This is a genomic window from Microbulbifer sp. (genome assembly GCF_051659245.1).
In the GTDB taxonomy this organism is placed as follows: domain Bacteria; phylum Pseudomonadota; class Gammaproteobacteria; order Pseudomonadales; family Cellvibrionaceae; genus Microbulbifer.
This window is the reverse complement of record NZ_JBOFOC010000085.1, coordinates 1-23,531: the sequence shown is the minus strand read 5'-3', so window position 1 is coordinate 23,531 and position 23,531 is coordinate 1. Positions and strand designations below refer to the sequence as shown.

19 protein-coding genes are annotated in these 23,531 nt (G+C 62.3%); 6 read left to right on the top strand and 13 right to left on the bottom strand.

The window, feature by feature from the left end:
• Positions 1-92 precede the first annotated feature (92 nt).
• The 11 genes from tolB to ACRC0P_RS09260 form a co-directional block, all read right to left on the bottom strand.
• The gene (tolB, locus tag ACRC0P_RS09310; protein WP_438630161.1) at positions 93-1,397 is read right to left on the bottom strand and encodes a Tol-Pal system beta propeller repeat protein TolB; all 1,305 of its coding nucleotides are present in this window, start codon (positions 1,395-1,397) and stop codon (positions 93-95) included.
• Complete coding sequence (tolA, locus tag ACRC0P_RS09305) at positions 1,394-2,152, bottom strand: cell envelope integrity protein TolA (protein WP_438630159.1); 759 nt, start codon at positions 2,150-2,152, stop codon at positions 1,394-1,396. The genes tolB and tolA overlap by 4 nt, the downstream gene beginning before the upstream one ends.
• Positions 2,153-2,160: 8 nt before the next feature.
• Positions 2,161-2,592, bottom strand: a complete 432-nt coding sequence (gene tolR / locus ACRC0P_RS09300; protein ID WP_438630157.1) for a protein TolR — start codon at positions 2,590-2,592, stop codon at positions 2,161-2,163.
• A 13-nt stretch (positions 2,593-2,605) separates the two neighbouring features.
• Positions 2,606-3,295, bottom strand: a complete 690-nt coding sequence (tolQ, locus tag ACRC0P_RS09295; protein WP_438630155.1) for a protein TolQ — start codon at positions 3,293-3,295, stop codon at positions 2,606-2,608.
• A 3-nt stretch (positions 3,296-3,298) separates the two neighbouring features.
• The gene (ybgC, locus tag ACRC0P_RS09290; protein ID WP_438630153.1) at positions 3,299-3,703 is read right to left on the bottom strand and encodes a tol-pal system-associated acyl-CoA thioesterase; all 405 of its coding nucleotides are present in this window, start codon (positions 3,701-3,703) and stop codon (positions 3,299-3,301) included.
• 293 nt (positions 3,704-3,996) lie between these two features.
• Positions 3,997-5,019: a Holliday junction branch migration DNA helicase RuvB gene (gene ruvB / locus ACRC0P_RS09285; protein WP_438630151.1), complete on the bottom strand. Its 1,023-nt coding sequence runs from the start codon at positions 5,017-5,019 to the stop codon at positions 3,997-3,999.
• A 258-nt stretch (positions 5,020-5,277) separates the two neighbouring features.
• Positions 5,278-5,886: a Holliday junction branch migration protein RuvA gene (ruvA, locus tag ACRC0P_RS09280; protein ID WP_438630149.1), complete on the bottom strand. Its 609-nt coding sequence runs from the start codon at positions 5,884-5,886 to the stop codon at positions 5,278-5,280.
• A 75-nt stretch (positions 5,887-5,961) separates the two neighbouring features.
• Positions 5,962-6,492, bottom strand: a complete 531-nt coding sequence (gene ruvC / locus ACRC0P_RS09275; RefSeq protein WP_438630147.1) for a crossover junction endodeoxyribonuclease RuvC — start codon at positions 6,490-6,492, stop codon at positions 5,962-5,964.
• A gap of 298 nt (positions 6,493-6,790) precedes the next feature.
• The gene (locus ACRC0P_RS09270) at positions 6,791-7,534 is read right to left on the bottom strand and encodes a YebC/PmpR family DNA-binding transcriptional regulator (RefSeq protein WP_438630145.1); all 744 of its coding nucleotides are present in this window, start codon (positions 7,532-7,534) and stop codon (positions 6,791-6,793) included.
• A gap of 140 nt (positions 7,535-7,674) precedes the next feature.
• Positions 7,675-9,453, bottom strand: a complete 1,779-nt coding sequence (gene aspS, locus ACRC0P_RS09265; RefSeq protein WP_438630143.1) for an aspartate--tRNA ligase — start codon at positions 9,451-9,453, stop codon at positions 7,675-7,677.
• Positions 9,454-9,504: 51 nt separating this feature from the next.
• Entirely contained in the window at positions 9,505-9,798 is a 294-nt protein-coding gene (locus ACRC0P_RS09260; protein ID WP_438630141.1) for an FmdB family zinc ribbon protein, read from the bottom strand.
• A 253-nt stretch (positions 9,799-10,051) separates the two neighbouring features.
• Here ACRC0P_RS09260 and ACRC0P_RS09255 point away from each other — a divergent pair, with 253 nt between their 5' ends.
• The 5 genes from ACRC0P_RS09255 (at position 10,052) to ACRC0P_RS09235 (ending at position 16,056) form a co-directional block, all read left to right on the top strand.
• On the top strand, positions 10,052-10,462 hold the full coding sequence (locus ACRC0P_RS09255) for an HU family DNA-binding protein (RefSeq protein ID WP_438630139.1): 411 nt from the start codon (positions 10,052-10,054) through the stop codon (positions 10,460-10,462).
• A 139-nt stretch (positions 10,463-10,601) separates the two neighbouring features.
• Positions 10,602-12,344, top strand: coding sequence for a proline--tRNA ligase (locus ACRC0P_RS09250; protein WP_438630137.1), 1,743 nt, complete (start codon positions 10,602-10,604; stop codon positions 12,342-12,344).
• A gap of 145 nt (positions 12,345-12,489) precedes the next feature.
• Positions 12,490-13,050: a lytic transglycosylase domain-containing protein gene (locus tag ACRC0P_RS09245; protein WP_438630135.1), complete on the top strand. Its 561-nt coding sequence runs from the start codon at positions 12,490-12,492 to the stop codon at positions 13,048-13,050.
• Positions 13,051-13,089: 39 nt separating this feature from the next.
• Positions 13,090-14,154 carry a helix-turn-helix transcriptional regulator gene (locus tag ACRC0P_RS09240; RefSeq protein WP_438630133.1) on the top strand — a complete coding sequence of 355 codons (1,065 nt, stop codon included), beginning with the start codon at positions 13,090-13,092 and terminating at the stop codon, positions 14,152-14,154.
• Positions 14,155-14,520: 366 nt separating this feature from the next.
• Positions 14,521-16,056: a sialidase family protein gene (locus ACRC0P_RS09235; protein ID WP_438630131.1), complete on the top strand. Its 1,536-nt coding sequence runs from the start codon at positions 14,521-14,523 to the stop codon at positions 16,054-16,056.
• Between the two features lie 176 nt (positions 16,057-16,232).
• Here ACRC0P_RS09235 and ACRC0P_RS09230 read toward each other — a convergent pair whose 3' ends face one another.
• The gene (locus tag ACRC0P_RS09230) at positions 16,233-18,062 is read right to left on the bottom strand and encodes a sensor histidine kinase (RefSeq protein ID WP_438630129.1); all 1,830 of its coding nucleotides are present in this window, start codon (positions 18,060-18,062) and stop codon (positions 16,233-16,235) included.
• A 179-nt stretch (positions 18,063-18,241) separates the two neighbouring features.
• On the bottom strand, positions 18,242-18,949 hold the full coding sequence (locus ACRC0P_RS09225; RefSeq protein WP_438630127.1) for a response regulator transcription factor: 708 nt from the start codon (positions 18,947-18,949) through the stop codon (positions 18,242-18,244).
• Positions 18,950-19,187: 238 nt separating this feature from the next.
• Here ACRC0P_RS09225 and ACRC0P_RS09220 point away from each other — a divergent pair.
• Positions 19,188-23,531: YDG domain-containing protein (locus ACRC0P_RS09220; RefSeq protein ID WP_438630125.1), on the top strand; the 4,344-nt coding region annotated here is incomplete at its 3' end.

Genomic DNA, 23,531 nt, shown 5'->3' with positions numbered 1-23,531 from the left:
CGTAAGACGTTATATTGTCTGATCTCCACACCCGCCGAAAGCGCCGCCGATCGGTGGCGTTCAACAGGCACCCCTTACCAATCTAAAGAAAGTCAATCGAAGTAAGGCGACCACGCCGGCTCGCGAACGTCCCCGCTCTGGGACGGGAGACTGTACTTCACCCCGGCATCCAGCGACACCGCCGCCAGAATACCCTTGTCCCCCCGCTTGGTGGCGTACATCAGCATGGCGCCGTTGGGCGCGATGCTCGGGGATTCGTCCAGGCGCGTCTCGGTGAGAACACGCATTCTGCCGGTATTGATATCCATCGTCGCAATGGTGAACACCCCCCTGTTGCGATGGACCATTACCAGCGTTTTCCCATCCGGAGATACCCGCGGCCTTGCGTTGTAGTCCCCGTCGAAGGTTAAGCGGTCTACTTGACCGGTGGCAAGGGTCAATTGGTAAATTTGTGGCTTACCTCCCCTATCCGAGGTGAAAACCAGCGATTTTCCGTCCGGCATCCAGTTCGGCTCGGTGTCGATGGAGAAGTGCCGCGTCATCCGGGTGAACTTGCCACTGCTCATATCCAGCACATAAATCTCCGGATTGCCGTCCTTGGAGAGCACCATGGCCAGCTTGGTCCCATCCGGCGACCAGGTGGGCGAGCTGTTGAGGCCTTTGAAGTTGGTCAGCTGCTGGCGGGCCCCGGTACGCAGGTTCTCGCGGAAGATCGCCGGCCGGCCGGTCTCGAAGGAGACATAGGTCACTTCCTGGCCGTCCGGCGACCACGAGGGCGACATCACCGGGGCGCTGAAACGGCGGATCTCCCGCGCGCGGGCGCCGTCGATATCCGCCTGCATCAGCGCGTAGCTGGGCTGGCCGCCGCGGGTGTTCTGCTGTACATAGATCATCTGCGTGGAGAAGGCGCCGCGGATGCCGGTGATCGCCTCGAAGATCTCGTCCGCCGCACGGTGGGCGATATCCCGCAGTTGGCGGCTGCCGCCGCTCACCTGCTTGGTGAACATCTTCTGCTGACCAAAGATATTCACCAGGTCGAAGGTCAGCAGGTAGCCGGCCGCCTGGGGTTCTATGCGGCCGGCCACCACGTATTCGGTGCCCAGAACCCGCCAGTCACGGAAGGACACCTCATCCGCGGATTTGGGGAAGGAGAGCATGTCCTCTTTCGGTACCGGCGCGAACAGGCCGCTGCGGCGCAGGTCCGCGGCGACGATGTCGGACACATCCTCCGGCAGCACGCCGGTACCGGACCAACTGAACGGGGAAACGGCGATCGGCGTGGGGTCGTCGATACCGCTGGTGATATCCACCACCAACTGGGCACGGGCGCCCAGGCTGAGCGATGCGGCGACCAGGGCAGCGAGAACCGGGAGTAGCTTAGCGAGTTTTTTAATCATTGGCGCAGATCTTCGACTCTAAAGTTCAACAGGGTTGTACGCACTTCGCGCTCGAAAAGGGCGGGCTCCTTGCGGGCCAGTTCGGCCACCTCGGGAAACACCTCCACCTTGCGGATGGCGGTGAGCACCGAGCGGTCCAGCGCCGCATTGCCGCTGCCTTCCACGATGTTGGCCGCCACCACGCGGCCGGTGGGTACAAAGTTTATCTGTACCACGGTGAGCATGCCATTGCGCGCACTGGGCGGGCGGCTCCACACGGATTCGATACGCGCCTGGATGGCCTGGGCCACGGACATGACCGCCTGGGTGTCCTCGGTGGCTTCCAGCAGCTCCTCCTCTTCCTCCAGCGCCTCGTCAAAGGCGCTCCGGCGCTCGCGCTCGAGTTGCTCCTTGCGCTCTTTCTCACGGCGGGCCTTTTCCTCCGCTTCCTTCTTCTTGCGCTCCTGCTCCGCTTTCTTCTTTTTCTCCGCCTCTTTCTTCTTTCTTTCGATTTCCGCCCGGCGCTTTTTCTCCGCTTCCGCCCGCCGCTGGCGCTCCAGTTCGCGCTGGCGGCGCTTCTGCTCCAAATCCACCTTGGGCGGTGTCTTCTTCTGGGTGACCTTGGGCTCGATGGTCACCAGCTTAGCCTGCACGAACTGGGGCATGGGCTTGCGTTCGGGCCTGCTGGTCGCCTCCCAACCATAGGTGAGCACGGCGATCAGCGTCCCGTGCAACAGGAGGCTGATCACAATCGCCAGCGAATAGGAGCCTCGCATATCCCGGCTTACTCCTGCGGCGGCTCGGTGACCAAGCCGACACTGGGCGCGCCGGCCTGCTGCAGTTGGGTCATGGTGCCGACAATCAGGCCGTATTTGGCGTCGGTGTCGCCCCACACCAGCACCGGGGTCTTGGGCTTCTGGCGCAGTACCTTGGCTACGGTGTCGCGGATCTCCGACAGCGGTTTAGCCTCTTTTTCATCTTTGCCCAGATTCAGGTAATAGGTGCCGTCAGCGCGCACCGAGACGATCAGCGGCTCGTCGTCGGTGTCTTCGATCGGCGCCGACGGGGCGTCGGGCAGGTCCACCTTGACCCCCTGCATCAGCAGCGGCGCGGTCACCATAAACACCACCAGCAGCACCAGCATCACGTCGATATAGGGAACGACGTTGATCTCGGAGACCAGCTTTTTCCTGGGTGCTTTGCGAGCAACACTCATAGATGCATCCCGCCTAGCTGGAGTGCACTTTGCGGTGCAGGATGGAAGAGAACTCCTCGGCGAAGGTCTCGTAACTGGACAGCAGCCACTCCGCTTTGGCGGCGTAGCGGTTGTAAGCCAGCACCGCGGGGATCGCCGCGAACAGGCCCATGGCGGTGGCCACCAGGGCCTCGCTGATGCCGGGGGCTACCGTGGCGATAGTGGCCTGGTGCATGGTGGCCAGGCCACGGAAAGAATTCATGATGCCCCACACGGTACCGAACAGGCCGATATAGGGGCTCACCGAGCCCACGCTGGCGAGAAACGGCAGGTTCATCTCCAGGCGCTCCTGCTCCCGGGACATCGCCACGCGCATGGCCCGCTCAGAGCCGTCCATCACCGCCTCCGGGCCGCTGCGGCCCTGCTGGCGCAGGCGGGTGAACTCGGTGAAGCCGGCGCGGAAAATCGATTCCAGGCCGTGCACCCGGCCCTTCTCCGCGCGGGCATTGCCCTCGCGAAACAGCTGGTTGAGGTCCGCCCCGGACCAGAAGCGCCGCTCAAAGCCGGACAAGGCGCTCTTGGCGCGGGACAGGTAGAAGCCGCGCTGCACAATCATGACCCAGGAGACCACCGAGGCCAGCAGCAACAGCAACATCACCAACTGTACCAACAGACTGGCGTTTTGTATCAGCCCCCACAGGGAAAGTTGTTCACCGGCGTTCATCTTCTAACTAGCTGCCTTTAATGCTGAAAAAATGGTTTCGGGCAATGCGCAGGGTTTGCGGTTGTCATCCGCCACGCAGGCGACTTTGACCACACCGGCGCAAATAATTTCATTCCCGCGGTAAATTTCTTGTTGGAAGGTCACTGCGGCGCGCCCCAGTTTGCCAATCGACGCGGTGGCCCGCAACGCGTCGTCCAGCCGTGCGGAACGGTGGTACTGGATCTCCGCCGAGTGCACCACCAGCAACAGGCCCTGTTGCGGCATTGCGGGCTTATCATAGCCGAGCGAGCGCATGAATTCTGTGCGCGCGCGCTCCATATACTTCAAATAATTCACGTAGTAGACGATTCCACCCGCGTCTGTGTCTTCTATATAGACGCGGATGGGGATGTTGAAAGGGTCGATCATGGGCTTCGATACAGTTTTTCGTGTGATTTCGGGTATTCGTTGGCCGGGTAGCTTTCGGGACTCGGGACTCGGGACTCGGGACTCGGGACTCGGGACTCGGGACTCGGGACTCGGGACTCGGGACTCGGGACTCGGGACTCGGGACTCGGGACTCGGGACTCGGGACTCGGGACTCAAGTAGGGTGCGCCGTGCGCACCGCCCGGTCAATGGTGCGCGCGGCGCACCCTACGGACTATCCCTTGTAGGAGCGGCGGGGCGGCCATCCGCCCATGGCCGCGATCAATCTATCCGACTAATCTCCGCGATCCGGCTTCGGCACGCCGAAATGCTCGTAGGCCAGCGCCGTGACCATCCGCCCCCGCGGCGTGCGGGCTACGTAACCCTGCTGGATCAGGAAGGGCTCCAGCACATCCTCGATGGTATCCCGCTCTTCGCTGATCGCCGCCGCCAGGCTGTCCACCCCCACCGGGCCGCCGTCGAATTTCTCGATCATCGCCAGCAGCATGCGCCGGTCCAGGTGGTCGAAGCCCCGCGCATCCACGTTGAGCATGTTCAGGGCCAGGTCGGCGATCTCCACACCGACGCTGCCGTCACCCTTCACCTCCGCGTAGTCGCGCACCCGGCGCAGCAGGCGGTTGGCGATGCGCGGCGTGCCGCGGGAACGGCGGGCCACTTCCAGCGCCCCGCCCTCGTCCATCTCGACACCCATCAGGCTCGCGGAGCGGCGCACGATGCTGGTGAGATCCTCCACGCTGTAGAACTCCAGCCGCTGCACTATCCCAAAGCGGTCGCGCAGTGGCGAGGTGAGCAGCCCGGCGCGGGTGGTGGCGCCCACCAGGGTGAAGGGCGGCAGATCCAGCTTGATCGAGCGCGCCGCCGGGCCCTCGCCGATCATGATGTCCAACTGGTAATCCTCCATCGCCGGGTAGAGCACCTCTTCCACGTGGGGGCTGAGACGGTGGATCTCGTCGATAAACAGCACATCCCCCGGCTCCAGATTGGTCATCAGCGCGGCCAGGTCGCCGGCCTTCTCCAGCACCGGGCCGGAGGTGGTCTTGATGGCCACACCCATCTCCGCGGCGATGATGTTCGCCAGGGTGGTCTTACCCAGCCCCGGCGGACCGAACACCAGGGTGTGGTCCAGGGCCTCGCCGCGCTGTTTGGCGGCCTGGATAAATATCTCCATCTGCTCGCGCACCACCGGCTGGCCCACGTAGTCGGCCAGGGATTTTGGGCGCACCGCGCGGTCGTGCTGGTCCTCCTGGCCGGCCGGGCCTATGGGTTCGGGGGCGATCAGGCGGTCGGCTTCGATCATGGCAGCCTCCGGCTGTAATGCGGAATGCAGAACGAATGCGGAATGCAGAACGAATGCGGAATGGTGAATGCGGAATGCGGAATACGCGCCGGGCCGCAGTGCCGGCTCCGAGTGCTGTGCCCGCGATCACACATTGTTGCCGCCGTCGGTTTTGATCGCGGCCATGGGCGGGATAATTCATTCCGCATTCCGCATTCCTCATTCCGCATTTCTACCCCCCTTCCGCATTCCGCATTTCTCCCCCCCCTTCCGCATTCATCAGGCTGGCGCCATGCTTTTCAGGGCCAGGCGGATCAGGGTGGCGCTGTCGGCGTCCGGCTGCTCCTTGCTGGCCCTGGCCACCATTTTGGTCGCCTCCGCGGGCTTGTAGCCCAGGGCCGCCAGGGCGCTCTCCGCCTCGCCGGCACAATCGACTTTCGGCGCGCTGGCGGTCATCAGCGGGATGTCGCCCGCGTCGCCGGCCTGGGGCGCCAGCTTGTCGCGCAGTTCGATCACCAGCCGCTCCGCGGTTTTCCGGCCCACGCCGGGCACCTTGACCAGCGCGCCGATATTGTCCTCCGCCACGCAGCGCGCCAGGGCGTTGCCGTCGAGACCGGAGAGAATCGCCAACGCCATCTTCGGGCCCACGCCGTTGACCTTGATCAGGGTGCGGAACAGCTGGCGATCCCCTTCGCGGATAAAGCCGTACAGCTGCTGCGCGGTTTCCGACACCGCCAGGTGGGTGTGCAGTTGCACCGCCTGCCCCAAGGGCGGCAGCTCGAAAATCGTGGTCATGGGCGCGAGCACTTCGTAGCCCACCCCCTGCACGTCCACCAGCAACTGCGGCGGCTGCACTGCGGCGAGGGTGCCGCTCAGTCTTCCGATCATTTTCTATTCCTTCAAACATCTGGGCCTGGGCGCTAAGCCGGGAGGGATGCCCCTTTCCCGCGCCACAATGACAATTCACGAAATCGTCAGGCGGCCGCGGCGAAAGCGCCCGCGGGCGCCGCCGGCGGCCTGAACCAGGGTCTGCGTGGTGTGCATATGGCAGAGGGCCACCGCCAGGGCGTCGGCGGCATCCTCCTGCGGCGAAGCCGGCAACTGCAGCAGGGTCTTCACCATATGCTGTACCTGCAGCTTGTCCGCCGCGCCGCTGCCCACGATCGCCTGCTTCACCTTGCGCGCCTCGTACTCCGCCACCGGCAGATCCGCGCAGGTGGCGGCCACGATCGCCGCGCCGCGGGCCTGGCCCAGCTTGAGGGCGGAGCCGGCACTCTTGGACATAAACACGTTTTCGATGGCCATCTGCGTCGGCGCGTACTGCTGCACTATCTGGCTCACGGCGTCGAAGATCAGCTTGAGCCGTTCCGGCAGCGGGCCATCCGGCAGGCGGATCACGCCGCTGGCCACGTAGCGGCCGCGGCCGCGCTGGGTGTCGATCAGGCCGTAGCCGGTTTTGCGCGAGCCGGGGTCTATGCCCAGAATTCGGGTCAAGGGCGGCTCCAGTTGGTATCTGTATGGTAACTGCTCCCCCCAGTAGGAGCGGGCCATGCCCGCGAACAGAACCCGATCGCGGGCATGTCGGATGGCCGCCCCGCCGCTCCTACAGGGTGGCTCGCTTAAGCCAAAGCAGGTTCCCTATGGGTGAGTAGTTACTCTGTATGTTTATATAGTGGTGGGAGTTTCCCAAGGTGGGCGGTGGGCGTCAAGGATACAGAGGGAAGATAACAGATAGGACGGAAGAAAGCGGGCCTGCGGCCCGCAAGCCGAGCTGGAGCTCGGCGCGCCCAGGTTAACCCAACTGCTCCATCACCTCGTCGGGGATATCGGCGTTGGTGTAGACGTTCTGCACATCGTCCAGGTCTTCCAGCATATCCACCAGGGCCATCACCTTCTCCGCGCCGTCCTTGTCCATCGGCACGGTGGTGGAGGGAATCATGGCGATCTCGGCATTGTCCGGCTTGAAACCCGCCTCTGTGAGCGCGTCCTTTACCGGCATATAGTCCTGGAACTCGGTGGTGACTTCGATGCTGCCGTCTTCGTTGGTCTCGATATCCTCGGCGCCGGCCTCCAGCGCGGCCTCCATCAGCGCATCCTCATCGGCGCCCGGCTCGTAGTACATCTGGCCCTTGCGCGAGAAAAGGTAGGCCACCGAACCGTCGGTGCCCAGATTGCCGCCGCGCTTGGAAAACGCGTGGCGCACTTCCGCCACGGTGCGGTTGCGATTGTCGGTCAGGCACTCCACCAGGACCGCGACGCCGCCGACACCGTAGCCTTCGTAGGTCACCGCCTCGTAATTGTCACCATCGGCATTGCCGGCACCGCGGGCGATGGCCTTGTCGATGGTGTCGCGCTTCATATTGTTACTGAGCGCCTTGTCGATGGTGGCGCGCAGGGTGGGGTTGTCTTCCGGGTTCCCGCCGGCCTTGGCGGCCACGGTCAACTCGCGGATGATCTTGGTGAAAATCTTACCGCGCTTGGCGTCCTGGGCCGCTTTGCGGTGTTTGATATTGGCCCATTTACTATGTCCCGCCATCTATCTCTCCGGTATTGCTCCGTTGTGGCTCAATGTATTGTTTATGTTCGTTTTTAGGATGGGCAAAGCGCAGCGTGCCCATCAGCTCAATTTGATGGGCACGTCGCTGCGCTCCTTTGCCCATCCTACGGCTTAAAATGTCAGCCGACCTGATCTTCCTTCTGGCGCAGGCGGATGTTCAGCTCGCGCAGTTGCCTGGCTTCCACGGCTCCCGGGGCGTCGGTCATTACGTCGGCCGCGCTCTGGGTTTTGGGGAAGGCGATGACGTCGCGAATGGAGTCGCTGCCGGTCATCAGCATCACCAGGCGGTCGAGACCGAAGGCCAGGCCGCCGTGGGGCGGCGCACCGTACTTGAGGGCATCGAGCAGGAAACCGAACTTCTCGCGCTGCTCTTTTTCGCCGATACCCAGGGTGCGGAACACCGCCTGCTGCATGGACTGGTCGTGGATGCGGATGGAGCCACCGCCCAGCTCGGTGCCGTTGAGCACCATGTCGTAGGCGCGGGACAGGGCGTCCAGCGGTGCCTTTTCCAGCTCTTCCGGGGTGCAGGAAGGCGCAGTGAAGGGATGGTGCAGGGAAGTGAGGCTACCGCCGTCCTCCTCCTCGAACATGGGGAAGTCCACCACCCACAGGGGCGCCCACTCGCGGGTGTACAGGTCCAGGTCTTCGCCCAGTTTGCAGCGCAGTGCGCCCAGGGCCTCGGAGACCACCTTGCGGTTGTCGGCGCCGAAGAAAATCAGGTCGCCGTTCTCCGCCTCGAGCCGCTCGAGGATCGCGGCGCGCACACTCTCCGGCAGGAACTTGACGATGGGCGACTGCAGGCCGTTCTCCAGGTCCGACTTGTCGTTGACCTTGATATAAGCCAGGCCCTTGGCCCCGTAGATGCCGACGAACTTGCCGTAGTCGTCGATCTGCTTGCGGGTGAGTTTGTCGTTGCCGCCGGGCACCTTCAGGGCGGCCACACGGCCCTTGGGATCGTTGGCCGGGCCGGAGAACACCTTGAACTCCACCTCGGTCATCAGGTCCTTGATCTCCACCAGTTCCAGCGGAATGCGCAGGTCCGGCTTGTCGGAGCCGTACTTGAGAATCGCGTCCCAGTGGGACATGCGCGGGAACTCGCCCAGATCCACGCCCATCAATTCTTTGAACAGACTGCGGATCATGCCCTCGGTGATGGACATGATTTCGCCCTCGTCGAGGAAGGCGGTCTCGATATCGATCTGGGTGAATTCCGGCTGGCGGTCCGCGCGCAGGTCCTCGTCGCGGAAGCACTTGGCGATCTGGTAGTAGCGGTCGAAACCGGACACCATCAGCAGCTGCTTGAACAGCTGCGGCGACTGCGGCAGGGCGAAAAACTTACCCTCGTGGGTGCGGCTGGGCACCAGGTAGTCCCGCGCGCCCTCGGGGGTGGCGCGGGTCAGGATCGGGGTCTCGATATCCAGGAAACCCTCGCCATCCAGGTAGTTGCGCACGGCGGTGGTGAGCTTGGAGCGGAAGCGCAGATTGCGCTGCATCTCATTGCGGCGCAGGTCCAGGTAGCGGTATTTGAGACGCACGTCCTCGCCCACCGCGGTGTGCTCGTCCAACTGGAACGGCGGGGTCTCCGCGCTGTTGAGGATTTCCAGCGCGGTGCCATAGATCTCCACTTCGCCGGTATCCATATTCGGGTTTACCGTCTCCGGCGAGCGCGCGCGCACGCGGCCGGTCACCTTGAGCACGTACTCGCTGCGTACCCGGTCCGCCTGTTCGAAGTGGGCGCCCGCATCCGGGTCGTAAACCACCTGCACTATGCCGTCGCGGTCGCGCAGGTCGATAAAGATCACCCCGCCGTGGTCGCGGCGGCGGTCCACCCAGCCACACAGGGTTACTTCGCGGTCTATATCCGCGGAACGAAGGGCGCCACAGTAGTCGGTGCGCATGGAGTCAAATTCCCGTAGTCGATTATTGGATTGTCAATTCAGCCAGCCGGCTCAGCTGGCGCCGGCGGCGGGTTTGTCCGCCTTTGCCCCGCCCTTGGCCCCAGTCTCCTTGGGCTTGGCCGCGTCGGGCTTGGCCGCGTCTCCGGCCAGGTTCTTCTTTCCGCCGGTCTTGAAGTCGGTTTCGTACCAGCCGCCGCCCTTGAGGCGGAAGCCGGCCGCTGAGATCTTCTTGCGCAGCGTTGCCCCGTTGCAGGCGGGGCAGTCGGTCAGAGGAGCGTCACTCATGCGCTGCAGGGCCTCCATTTGGTGGCCGCAGGCGCTGCACTGGTATTCGTAGATCGGCATTGCTGGGTACCTGAAATACAAGGGGGCGCAGATTATACATGAGCGTCCCGGGGGGAAGAAGCTGTGCCCGCAGGCGCCTGCCCGGGCCCCAAGGGGGCCAAACCGGGGCCAAACCGGGGGCAAAAACGTAAAAAAGCACTGTTTTTCCCGTATTTTCCCGTGCGCGCAAAAAAAAACCATATATACTTCCCGGCAGTACCCCGCTGTACGAATACATTTTCACCGGAAAAACACCATTTAGAAGGAAGCACTCATGGCCGCAAAAAAAGCAGCTAAGAAAGCCCCCGCGAAGAAAACCGCAGCGAAAAAGACACCCGCCAAGAAGGCCGCTCCGGCCAAGAAAGTCACTGCGGTAAAGGAGAAGTACACCAAAACCCAGATCCTCAACCAGATCGCCGAGAACACCGAGCTGAGCCGCAAGCAGGTGCAGTCGGTACTGGACGAGTTGACCGACGTGATTCACGCCCACGTGAAGAAGCGCTCCGTGGGCGAGTTCGCCCTCCCCGGACTGCTGAAAATCACCACCGTGAAGAAGCCGGCCAAGAAGGCCCGCAAGGGCATCAACCCCTTCACCGGCGAGGAGACCATGTTCAAGGCCAAACCCGCCAGCACCCAGGTGAAGGTGCGCCCGCTGAAGAAGCTGAAGGAAATGGCCGAGTCCTGATGCCGTCCAAAACCCCGCTCCAGCGGGGTTTTTTGTAGGGGCGAACCCTGTGTTCGCCCTGTCGACGCCGCCCCTACCAAGCCTCCCCTCCCCGACGTAAAATGGCCGCCCCGAAAAGCAATACAAACTGAATTATCCTATGCGCGCATCCCTCTACCTGATCGCCACCCAGAAAGAAACTCCCAACGACGCCGTGGTCATCAGCCATCAGCTGATGCTGCGCGCCGGTATGATCCGCCGCCTGTCCTCCGGTCTCTACACCTGGCTGCCCACCGGCCTGCGGGTACTCCGCAAGGTGGAGCGCATCGTGCGCGAGGAGATGGACCGCGCCGGCGCACTGGAAGTGATGATGCCGGTGGTGCAGCCCGCGGAGCTGTGGGAGGAGTCCGGCCGCTGGCAGCAGTACGGCCCGGAACTGCTGCGCATCGAGGACCGCCACGACAATCCCTTCTGCCTGGGCCCGACCCACGAGGAGGTGATCACCGACGTGGTCCGCAACGAGATCAACAGCTACAAGCAGCTGCCGGTCAACTTCTACCAGGTGCAGACCAAGTTCCGCGACGAGATACGCCCGCGCTTCGGCGTGATGCGCGCGCGCGAGTTCATCATGAAGGATGCCTACTCCTTCCACCTGGACGCCGACTCCCTGCAGGAGACCTACGACGTGATGCACGGCGCCTACTGCCGCATCTTCGACCGCATCGGCCTCGACTACCGCCCGGTACTGGCGGACACCGGCTCCATCGGCGGCTCCCACTCCCACGAATTCCACGTGCTGGCCGAGAGCGGCGAGGACGATATCGCCTTCTCCACCGAGAGCCGCTACGCCGCCAATGTGGAACTGGCGGAGGCTACCGCACCCGCGGGCGAGCGCCCGGCGGGGACCAAAACCATGGAAGAGGTACACACCCCGGGGCAGAAAACCATCGCCGCGGTGAGCGAATTCCTGCAGTCGGACCCGGCCCACTCGATCAAGACGCTGATCGTGCTGGGCGAATGCGAAGAGAGCCCGGAAGCAAGTGAGAGAGCGCCACTGGTAGCCCTGGTCCTCAGGGGCGATCACGCGCTGAATGAACTGAAAGCGGAAAAACTGCCGGGGGTCGCCAGCCCGCTGCAGTTTGCGCCCGAGGCGCGCATCGCCGGGGAACTCGGCTGCGGCGTCGGCTCCCTGGGTCCGGTGGGATTGAAGATCGAAACCATCGTCGACCGCTCCGCCGCACATCTGGTGGACTTCATCTGCGGCGCCAACCGGGACGACTATCACTACACCGGGGTCAACTGGGGCCGCGACGTGGAACTCGGCCGCATCGAAGACCTGCGCAATGTGGTCGCCGGCGATCCCAGCCCGGACGGACGGGGCCGGCTCGAGATCAAGCGCGGCATCGAGGTGGGCCACATCTTCCAGCTCGGCGACAAATACAGTCGCGCGATGAACGCCACCGTGTTGGATGAAAACGGCAGGGAGCAAGTGCTGAGCATGGGCTGCTACGGCATCGGCGTATCCCGTATCGTGGCCGCCGCCATCGAGCAGAACCACGACGACGCCGGCATCATCTGGCCCGACGCCATCGCCCCCTTCCAACTGGCGATAGTGCCCATCAATATGCACAAGAGCGATGTGGTCAGGGAAAAGTGCGAACACCTGTACGAATCCCTGCGCGACAAAGGCATCGACGTGCTGCTGATGGATGAATCCAAGGCGCGCCTCGGCGCCATGCTCGCCGACGTGGAACTGCTGGGCATTCCGCACCGCATCGTCATCGGCGACCGCGGCCTGGAAAAGGGCCTGGTAGAGTACAAGGGCCGCCGCGACGCCGAGAGCCAGGAGTTTGCGGAATCGCAGCTGGAAGAAGTGCTCCTGCAAATGATTAAAGGACACTGAATCACAGAGAGCCCCTGTAGGAGCCTGCTTGCAGGCGAAAAGAACGAAACTCCGTGGCCCTTCGCTTGCGAGCAGCCCGTAGGATGGGCAAAGGAGCGTAGCGACGTGCCCATCACAACGCACCAATAACTCACAATAAAAGCCTGTGAAACGAACCGCGCTCATACCAGTACTCTACCTGTTTATTGTTTGCGCCCAAGCGCAAACAATCCGGGAAATAGACCCGGAACTCCGCCTCGCCCTGAGGGAGGCGGTCACCGGTGCGGACAGCTTCACCGACCGCTTCGACGCGGAGGTCTGGCTGATGTCCAAGTCCCAGCCGCTGGCCCGCTACATCGAAGACCCCAGGGAGCGTATGCACGTGCTCAAGGCGGTGCACCGGGAGGCCACCCTCGCCGGCCTGCGCCCGGAGATCGTGCTGGCGGTGATCCAGATCGAAAGCGCCTTCGACCCCTACGCGGTGTCGCGGGTGGGCGCCCAGGGCATGATGCAGGTGATGCCCTTCTGGAAAAAGGAAATCGGCCGTCCCGGCGACAACCTGATCGATATGGACACCAACCTGCGCTACGGCTGCACCATTCTCAAGCACTATATCGGCAAGGCCAAGGGCAACCTGGCCAACGCCCTCGCCTACTACAACGGCAGCTACGGCCGCCACACCTATTCCAGCAAAGTGCTGGATGCCTGGGCGTCCAGATGGCGGTAGGCTTCAGAAGGCAGTAGCCAGAGGGCAGAAGACAGAAAAATGGCCGCCAGCTTTATATTCTTTTCCGGTGCTGCCTGCGGGCTCCTGCTGCTGGCATCAGCGAAACTGGCTATCAGCTACCGCCACCAGGCCGCCGGGCGCTGGCTGCTGCTCCTGATCACCGGGGTCTTCTTCTATCTGCTGCGCCCGGTGCTGCCGGGCCGCGGGCCGCTGATGGACTTTCTGGTCGACCTCCCCACCGAACTGATCCCCGGCGCCTTCTGGCTGTTCGCCTTCGCACTGTGCAGCGAGTGCGAGCGCTTTCCTCGCTGGGGCTGGGCCCTGATCGCGGTGAGTCTGGCGGTCGGCCTCGCCGCCGCCCACCTGGACGCCGGGCACTGGCCGGCGTTGCGCCACTGGCTGTACCTGCTCAAGCAGCCACTGCAACTCGGCCTGCTCGGCGCCGGCCTGGTTGCACTGTTGCGCCAGTACCAGTCGGACCTGGTGGAATCGCGGCGCAACCTGCGCGCGGTGCTGCTGATCACCATCGGCTGCTACATGCTGGTCGTGGTCTGCGCCGAATTCCTGTTCTCCTACCAGCCGATTCCCGCCGGTGTGCCAACACTGCACGCGGTACTGGCGAGCGGACTTGCCCTGGCCGCCTGCCTGTGGCTGCTGGCGCTCTCCCCGGGAGCCCTGAGCGAATCCCTACCTCAAGCCACAGAACCCGACATAGAAGAAGAGCTACCCGAAAAGGAATCGCAACCGCTGGACGAGCAGCAGCGCCAACTGCTGGAAAAACTGCAGTCCCATATGCGAAACGGCGGCTACCGGCACACGGGCCTGACCATCCGCGAGCTGGCGGAACAACTCGGCGCCCAGGAGTATGTGCTGCGCGCACTGATCAACCGCCACCTGGGCCACCGCAATTTCAACGAGTACCTGAACCGGTTTCGCATCGACGAGGCGAGCCGGCGCCTGGCGGACCCGAAGCAGGCGCACCTCCCCGTCCTCACCATCGCGCTGGATATCGGCTACCGCTCCCTGAGCCCGTTCAACGCCGCCTTCAAACGCCGCCACAAGCAGACGCCGACCGAGTACCGGCGCCAGCAGCTGCCCACCTGAAAAACCCTGAACCTCTGAATATCGTCATTCCGGCGACTCGTTAGAGCCTGTTTGCGATCTATGGTGCTGCACGTCCAGCGGGGGGTCGGGCTCCGGACTTCACCGGAGTGACGGATTGAACTTGTTCAGAAGTTCCTTAACAGGATTTGACAGGATTCAACAGAAAACAATCGTAGCCTTGCCTGACCGTCGTTATTTATTGTTATCGGCAACCAGCATGGCACGCGCCACCAACCCTTCTCATAAAAAGGTAATCCGGACGCGGTTGCAAGGCTAGGTTAAAGACGGAATGACGAGACAGAGGCCAGTGCCGAAAGTAGCAGGGACGTGGCCGTTGGATATTGGAAATTCAATCAAGGAGGCGACATGAACAGTTTTGCAGAAACCGGCATATTTACCAATGGTATCGGAGGCTACCAGTGCTACCGGATCCCGACGATTATTCAGGCTCCGAATGGCGATTTGCTGGCCTTTGCAGAGGGGCGGGTGAACTCATGTGATGATTTTGGCAAGATCCATATCGTAATGAAGCGCAGCACGGACAACGGGAATTCGTGGTCGGATGCCACAGTCGTGGCATCCAACGGTAACTATCAGGCGGGAAATCCGGGCGTCGTCGTCGATACAATGGCGAAACTGCCGACGGTGTGGCTCCTGTTCAATAAAGCCGACCACGACCAAACGGATATCGAACACGGCAAGGGCCGCCGAACCGTATTCGTCACATGCAGCGACGACAACGGCCAGACCTGGAGCCCTGAAAGGGACATCACCGAGCAGGTCAATCCGGCCGACTGGCGTTGGTACGGAATCGGCCCGGGTCACGGCATCCAGTTGCGTTCACAGACATTTGCGGGTCGCTTGTTCATACCCGCCTACCATACAACGGCCAGCGAAGGTTCCGTTCCATTCTCGCACGCCATCTGGAGTGATGACCATGGACGAAGCTGGCAGCTTGGTGGAACCGTCGGCGAGCATACCAGCGAGGCGACAGCGGAGGAACTGGCGTCGGGCAAAATCATGATGAACATGCGCAACTCGGATGGAAACCGGGTGCGTGCCGTCGCCACGAGCCGGGACGGGGGGGTGAGCTGGTCGGATATCCGGCGGGATCGTGGACTGACGGACCCGGTCGTGGAAGGCAGCATCGTGCGCTGCACGGCCCGGAACGACGACTTGCTTCTCCTCTCGAACCCTGACGACTCAAGATACCGTCAAAACATGACTGTCCGCATCAGCTACGACGAGGGCAAGACATGGCAACGCAGCAGACGGATACACACAGGACCATCTTCATATTCCGACCTGGTGGTGCTCGCCGACGGCTCTATCGGCCTGCTGTACGAACATGGGAATACTGGCGGCATCTTCTTTACCCGCTTTACCTTGGACTGGCTACTGAACCTCGACGGAGCCCGGGTGTCGATCCAGTGCGACGCCGACACGACCGACCGACGCTGGCTGAACAGCCAAGTCACTACTAAGCAGGATGTCACACTGGAAAGCGACTTCGACCTCGCCGGAACCAAGTGGTACTGCGAGTGCGGGGACATGCCAGGGACGTTCAAGTTTGTGCGGCACGAGGGAGGGAAGCGATACTGGCTCAATGGCAAGACTCTTGATTGCAAGGTGACGATGACCGAAAAGCCCGGACTGCCCGGCACTAACTGGAAGCTGGTGAAAGTCGAGCCCGGCGTCCATGTGATACAAAATGCCCAGGGCACCGAATGCCGCAACCTGGTTCGTGGCCCAAAGAACACGGTCGAATTATCTAGCTCCGCGGCGTCTCCCGGCGCGAAGTGGCGGATCTGGACTACCGATCAGGCGGCGCTTTACACCGGCCAAAACGGATCCGCAGACACGCTTCAATCACAACACCAAAGCCAAATGGCACTAAGTTAAGCCCCGAGCTGCTCCTGCCCCTGAGGATTGCGCTGTAGGAGCCTGCTTGCAGGCGAACATTCCCGGTGCCTTGCCGCGACCTCAATTCGCCTGCAAGCAGGCTCCTACACTTAGTGTCATTCACAATCGGTCCGACAATGCCTATCCCGCGTACCTCGAAGAGTTGGGGCGCGTAGTCAGCCCTCTGCAGCCACCAGGGACGGCATTGGCAACGGCTCGGGGGATACCGGCAAGCGGATGGCGACACACAAGCCCTGCCCCGGTGCGGAATGGGCTTGCAGGGTGCCGCCGTGCGCTTCCGCGACGCGGCGGGTGAAGTAATAGCCCAAGCCGCTGCCTTTTTTACCGAGAGAAGTACTCGCCCGGTAATAGGGTACTCCCAACTGTTTCAGTTCATCGTCGCTCAGGCCCTCGCCTCGATCCTCGACCTCAATCAACAGTCCATCATCATCCACCCTGGCCGACACCGTTACCCGGCTGTCCTGTGGCGTATAGCGCAAGGCATTGCCGACAAGATTGCCCACGGCCATTTCGATCATGTTTCTGTCCAGGGTATAAACGGCATCTTCCGGCAACACCAATAGTGTCACCCGTTCGCTCGTGGTTTCTCCCAGCATGTGTATCACACGTTCCAGCAGGGGCCGGAGGCGGCAGGGTTCGGGTGCCAGGGCCAACGCCTTGTGCTGGTCCAGCACCTCGGCGGCCAGAAAGTTATCCACCAGCCCGGAAAGCGTGCCGGTCCAGGAGCGGATTTTCTCCAGTCGGGCGCTGTCCTGCGAGCCGATATTTTGTAACTTGAATTGCAGTATCTGCGCGGCGCGATCGATGGCCACCAGGGGGTTGCGGAACTCGTGCGAGAGCATGGCGACAAAACGGCGCTGCTCCTCCACCCGCTGGCTGGAAAAAAAAGCCTCCTTCTCGGCCCGAACCTTACCGCGTTGAATCTGGCGCAGCCGCAGCGCAAGGCCCAGGCTCATTACCAGCACATGCACGAAGGTTGCGTATTCATAGGCGTTGCTCGTCAGGGGATGGTAGGGAATCCAGGCCATAGTGGTGCCTATCGCCAACAGACTACCGATGATGCTGGTGATAAAGGCAAAGAAATAGAGTAGCAATTCAGCCTGTCGCTGCCGCCACCACAATACAATCAGCAGCACCAGATTGAGAAGCGCAATGAATATACCAATCTGCATCACCAGCGGCGCCACCAGCCGATAATAGGGTGTGGCGACAAAAGGTAGCGAACAACATCCGACCAGACCGGCTATCAGGTAAACACGGGCAATGCGCGGGAAATGTTTTTTCAGGTCGAGCAGGTATACCCATAACAGCGTGATGGTGATCAGTACCCCCATGGTCCCAAAACCCGTCAACAGGTCGTTCAACCAGGGCACGGAGGAGGGAAAGAGTACGGCCACATAACCATTGGTGCTCATAAAGGCCAGGAAGAGTATGGCCACATAGCTGGCGTAAGCCAGCATGCCGCCGTCCCGCAACCAGATGCCCAGCAGCAGATAGAGCACGATGGTAATGCCGAGAACACCGAAATAGATACCGTGGTAAAGATTGGAACGGGTATCCTGGGCGGTAAAAACGTCCGGTCGCAGCAGTTCAGCCGTAAAGTTGATCGAGCTTGTGGATTGCACCCGTACATAAACCGTGACAACCGTGTCCGACAGTTCCAGCGGGACACTGAACAGACGGGTTTGCAACGGGCGATCGGCATACTTTGCATGATCCCCCAGATGGTAACTGCGCAGGCTTCCATCCCGGTCGCTCACCCAGACGTCCACATTATTCAGATAGGGCTCGCCCATCGACAATATCCAGTGTCGCGCCGCGTCGGCATTACGGGCCAGACGGAAACGAAACCAGTGTGCGTCGCTGCTGTATCCGTCACTCAGGTGAATATCCTGTTTTGAAAACCCGACCTGCCCGACCTGTCTGACCTGCGCATAGGTAAGTTTTCCGGCGCCATCGACATAGCTGTCAATATAGTCCGACAATGATGCACGCCGGGTATCGGCGGTCAATTGCAAGGGTGCGGAGGGTGTGGAGGGTGTGGAGTCCGCGGCGTAGCTTGCCGTTACACAAAATGACGACAGCACAGTCAGACAGACGATAAAACGGAATAGACGGATTGCGCGAAAGCTATAGTCGAAGAAATGGCGAAGAAACACTGTGGTCAATCCTTCACACCGCATTCACCCGTGAAGGTATAGCCACTGCCATAGCTGGAACGAATCGGAATTTCCAGCCCCAGTTGGACCTGGAGTTTACGCCGCAAACGGCTGACGCAGTTATCCAGATTGCGCATGTTTGACAGCGTGCAGGGTTTGCCGAAGGCCTCCAGCAGCGTATCGCGGCTGGTCGGAACACCCGGTGCCCGCATAACGCAACCCAGGAAGATCGACTCACTATGCGTTAACTCGATGTGCTCGCCACCCGGGACGGTCAAGCGCCAGCTTTTCAAATTCAGCAGCCAGTCGGCCTGTACGGTTTCCGTTGCTTCAGCCTGTTGCGGCAAGCGGCGCAGTACACTGCGGCAAGTGGCTTCAATGACATCAAGCGATGCGGTTTTAACCAGATAGGCATCCGCCCCGCTTTCCAACCCCGTTACCTGAGTGGCCTGGCTATCCATTGCCGTCAACATAACGATGCCCGCCGTGCTGCGTGCCCGCAGCCACTGCAATGCCTGCAGGCCATCCATTCCCGGCAGGCCGATATCCAGAATCACCAAATCAAAGGCCCTGGCGGACCAGGCCCGGAAAAGCGATTCCGCACTGGCAAAGCCCTGAGCCTGAAACGGGCGGAGCATCAGGAATTCAACCAAATCATCGCGCAGGTCATCTTCATCCTCAACGACGGCGATACGGGGTTGTGTGTATTGCACAAAGTGATTCATTGTCACGCTGAGCTTTGTATTTTTGTATAACCCATTAATAAGTTAACAGGATTTGACAGACTTTGACAGAAAACAATCGTAGCCCTGCCTTATCGTCCTTATTTATCGTTATCGGCAACTAGCCCGGCGCCAGCAACCGGTGCGGACCGCCATTCTCATAAAGAAAAAAGCCGGATGCGGTTGCAACGCCAGACGGGACGACGAGATAAAAAAACAGGCCTCAACAATGAACCGCATCTACAAAGTCCTATGGAGTACAAGCCGCAACACCTGGATAGCCGCCGGCGAACTCGCCAAAGCCCAGGGTAAAAGCCGCGGCGCGGTATCCAGCACATCATCCCCGTCCGCCCCCCGCGTCGGCACGCTTTTACTGGCGGCCGGGCTGTCCGTCCCCGCGGCGCCGGCCCTGGCCGAACTGCCCGGCAGCGGCACCATCAGCGCCGGCAGCGGCAGCATCAGCAGCGACGGCACCGACATGCTGGTGACCCAGTCCAGCGATCGTATGTCGGTCAACTGGCTGAGCTTCTCCATCGGCAAGGACAACTCGGTCACCTTCGAGCAGCCCTCCGCCTCGTCAATCGCCCTCAACCGCGTGACCGGCTCCGATGTCTCCAGCATCCAGGGCGCGCTGAGCGCCAACGGCCGGGTGTTTCTGATCAACCCCAACGGCGTGTTATTCAACCCCACGGCGCAGGTCAACGTCGGCGGCCTGGTGGCCTCCACCCTGGAACTGAGCGACGAGGACTTTCTCGCCGGGCGCCACACCTTCGAGGGCGACAGCACGGCCGCGGTCATCAACGAAGGCGCCATCCGCGCCGCCCAAGGCGGGGCGGTCGCGCTCGTTGCCGCGCGCATCGTCAACGAGGGCAGTATCGAGGCCCCCGGCGGCACCGTGGCGATGGGTTCCGGCAGCCGCGTCACCCTCGACCTGGGGGGCCCGGTCAAGCTGCGGGTGGAAAAGGGCGCGCTGAATGGTCTGATCGAACAGGGCGGCGCCATTGAGGCCGGCGGCGGCCAGGTCTACCTGACCGCCAAGGCCGCCGGCGAGCTGGCTTCCAGTGTGATCAACCACACCGGCGTCACCGAGGCGCGCACCCTGGCCAGTGGCGAGAACGGCGAGATCGTTCTGCTCGGGGATATGGACAATGGCGAAGTCAATGTGGCGGGCACCCTCGACGCCTCCGCTCCGGAGGGCGGCGACGGCGGTTTTATCGAAACCTCCGCGGCCAGGGTAAAAGTCGCCGACGGCACCGCCATCACCACCCTGGCGGCGGACGGCGCCACCGGCACCTGGCTGATCGACCCCAACGATTACACCATCGCCGAATCCGGCGGTGATATCTCCGGCGACACGCTGTCCAGCCAGCTCGACAGCAACAACGTCACCATCCAAAGCGCCGACGGCGCCACCGACGGCAACGGCGATATTTTCGTCAACCATAGCGTCAGCTGGTCGGCCAACACCCTGACCCTGAGCGCCGATCGCAATATCGAGATCAACGCGGAAATGAACGCCTCCAACGCGGCCGGGCTGGCGCTGGAATACAACCAGGCCGACGGCGGCGGCGATTACTTCGTCAACGCGCCCGTCAACCTTGCCTCGACAGGCAGTTTCTCCACCAAAGACGGCAGCGCGGGCGGCGCCGTCCAGTACACCATTATCACCAGTCTGGGGGCCCAGGGCAGCGACACTGGCGCCGACCTGCAAGGGATGAACGGCGATCTCTCCGGCAATTACGTGCTGGGTGCGGATATTGACGCCGGCGAGACCGCAGGCTGGAACTCCGGCGCGGGGTTTGACCCGGTGGGCGCTTTCAATAATGAGTTTATGGGTCGTTTCGATGGCCTCGGCCATACCATCAGCGATCTGACCATCAATCGCCCCGACGCCAGTAGAGTCGGACTGTTCCGCTCGACCACCGGCGCGACCCTCCGCAATGTCGGGCTCGTTGGCGGCAGTGTGACGGGGGACGACTACGTCGGTGGGCTGGTGGGGCACAACAACTCTTCCACCATCAGCAACGTCTACGCCACCGGCAGCGTCTCGGGAGATGATGATGTCGGCGGGCTGGTGGGGGACAACGACTCTTCCACCATCAGCAACGCCTACGCCACTGTCAACGTGACGGGTTCTACCCATGTCGGCGGGCTGGTGGGGGACAACGACTCTTCCACCATCAGCAACGCCTACGCCACCGGCAGCGTGTCGGGAACTGGCGATATCGGCGGGCTGGTGGGGTACAGCGACTCTTCCACCATCAGCAACGCCTACGCCACCGGCAGGGTCTCGGGAGATTTCGCTGTCGGCGGGCTGGTGGGGGCTAACGATAACGATCCCTCCTCCGTGGTCAAAGGCGCCTACTGGAATACGGAGACCAGTGGACAGTCCTCCGGCATTGGCGTTGACAGAAACGGTCAGACCGTGACCGGCCTGACCACGGCGGAAATGCAAAATCCCTTCACGTTCATCGATGCGGGCTGGGATTTCTCGACTTGGGGCAAGTCCAATAATACCGATACCCCCGAAAACAGCGGCTATATGATGCTGCGCGGGGTCGGTGTCAGTGGCGCGCTGTATGACGATTACGTCAAACTGTCCGAAACCTCCAAGACCTATGGCGACACCAACCCGGAGCTCACCGACATTAGGCTGGACGGCGTAGGAACGGACAATGTCTCGCTCGAATGGGGCAGCGCCATCACGAATACGACCAATGCCGGAACCTACGCCTATTCCGGCGCTGGCGTCCTCGATGTCACCACCACTTCCGCAAACGGTGTTTACGTGGATTACGGCACGGGCGGGCTGACCATCGACAAGGCAGCCTTGACCGTCACTGCCAAGGACGTTGACAAAACCTATGACGGCCAGGCCTTCACCGGCGGCAATGGTGTTACCTACGCCGGGTTCGTGGCCGGCGAAGACGAGAGTGTGCTTAACGGCGGCCTCAGCTTTGTCGGCGACGCGCAAGGCGCCGTGAATGCCGGCAGTTACAGCCTCACCGCCGCCGGCCTGGCGGCGGACAACTACGACATCAGCTATACCGGCGGAACCCTGACGGTAAACCAGGCAACCATCGCCAACATCACCGGTATCATCGCTGAAGACAAGACCTACGACGGCACCACCGGCGCGACACTCGATGCGTCGGGCGCGGGCTTCACCGGCATCGTCTCCGGCGACACCCTCACCGTCGCCACGGCCAGCGGTGCCTTCGCCGACAAGAACGCCGGCAGCGGCAAGACGGTCACGATCAGCGGCCTGACCCTGGGCGGCGATGACGCGGGCAACTACACCCTCGCCGACGATACCGCCAGCGCCAACGCCGATATCGACCAGGCCTCACTCACCCTCTCCACCGATGATGTAACCAAGACCTACGACGGCACTACCACTGCCGACGGCACGGCCACCGTCGTGGGCGGCGACTTGTTCGGCGACGACAGCCTCGCCGGCGGCAGCTTCGCCTTTACCGACAGGAACGCCGGTACGGGCAAGACGGTCACCGTCGCCGATGTAACGCTGAACGACGGCAACGGCGGCGACAATTACATCGTCACCTATGCCGACAACACCAACAGCGCCATCGATCAGGCCGCGCTTACCCTCTCCAGTGCCGACGTAACCAAGGCCTACGACGGCACCACCGAAGCCGACGGCACGGCCACCGTCGTGGCCGGCCAGTTGTTCGGCGACGACAGCCTCTCCGGCGGCAGCTTCGCCTTCACCGACAGGAACGCCGGGACCGGCAAGACGGTCACCGTCGCCGATATAGAGGTGAACGACGGCAACGGCGGCGACAATTACAGCGTCACCTATGCCGACAACACCACCAGTACCATCGACAAGGCCGCGCTCACCGTCACCGCCAACGACGCCAACAAAACCTATGACGGCCAGGCCTTCACCGGCGGCAACGGAGTGAGCTACGCCGGGTTCGTGGCCGGTGAGGACGAGAGTGTGCTCAACGGCAGCCTCAGCTTTGGCGGCGACGCGCAAAACGCCGTGAATGCCGGCAGCTACAGCCTCACCGCCGACGGCCTGGCGGCGGACAACTACGACATCAGCTATGCCGACGGAACCCTGACGGTAAACCAGGCAACCATTGCCGCCATCACCGGTATCATCGCTGAGGACAAGACCTACGACGGCACCACCGACGCGACACTCGATGCGTCCGGCGCGGGCTTCACCGGCATCGTCGCCGGCGACACCCTCACCGTCGCCACGGCCAGCGGCGCCTTCGCCGACAAGAACGCCGGCAGCGACAAGACGGTCTCGATCAGTGGTCTGGCTCTGGGTGGCGACGACGCGGGGAACTACACACTTGCCGGCGACACCGCCACTACCAGTGCCGATATCGGCAAGACGAGCATCGCCGCCATCACCGGCATCGCCGCTGAGGACAAGACCTACGACGGCACCACCGCCGCGACACTCGATGCGTCCGGCGCAGGCTTCACCGGCATGGTCTCTGGCGACACCCTCACGGTCGCCACGGCCAGCGGTGCCTTCGCCGACAAGAACGCCGGCAGCGACAAGACGGTGAATATCAGCGGCCTGACCCTG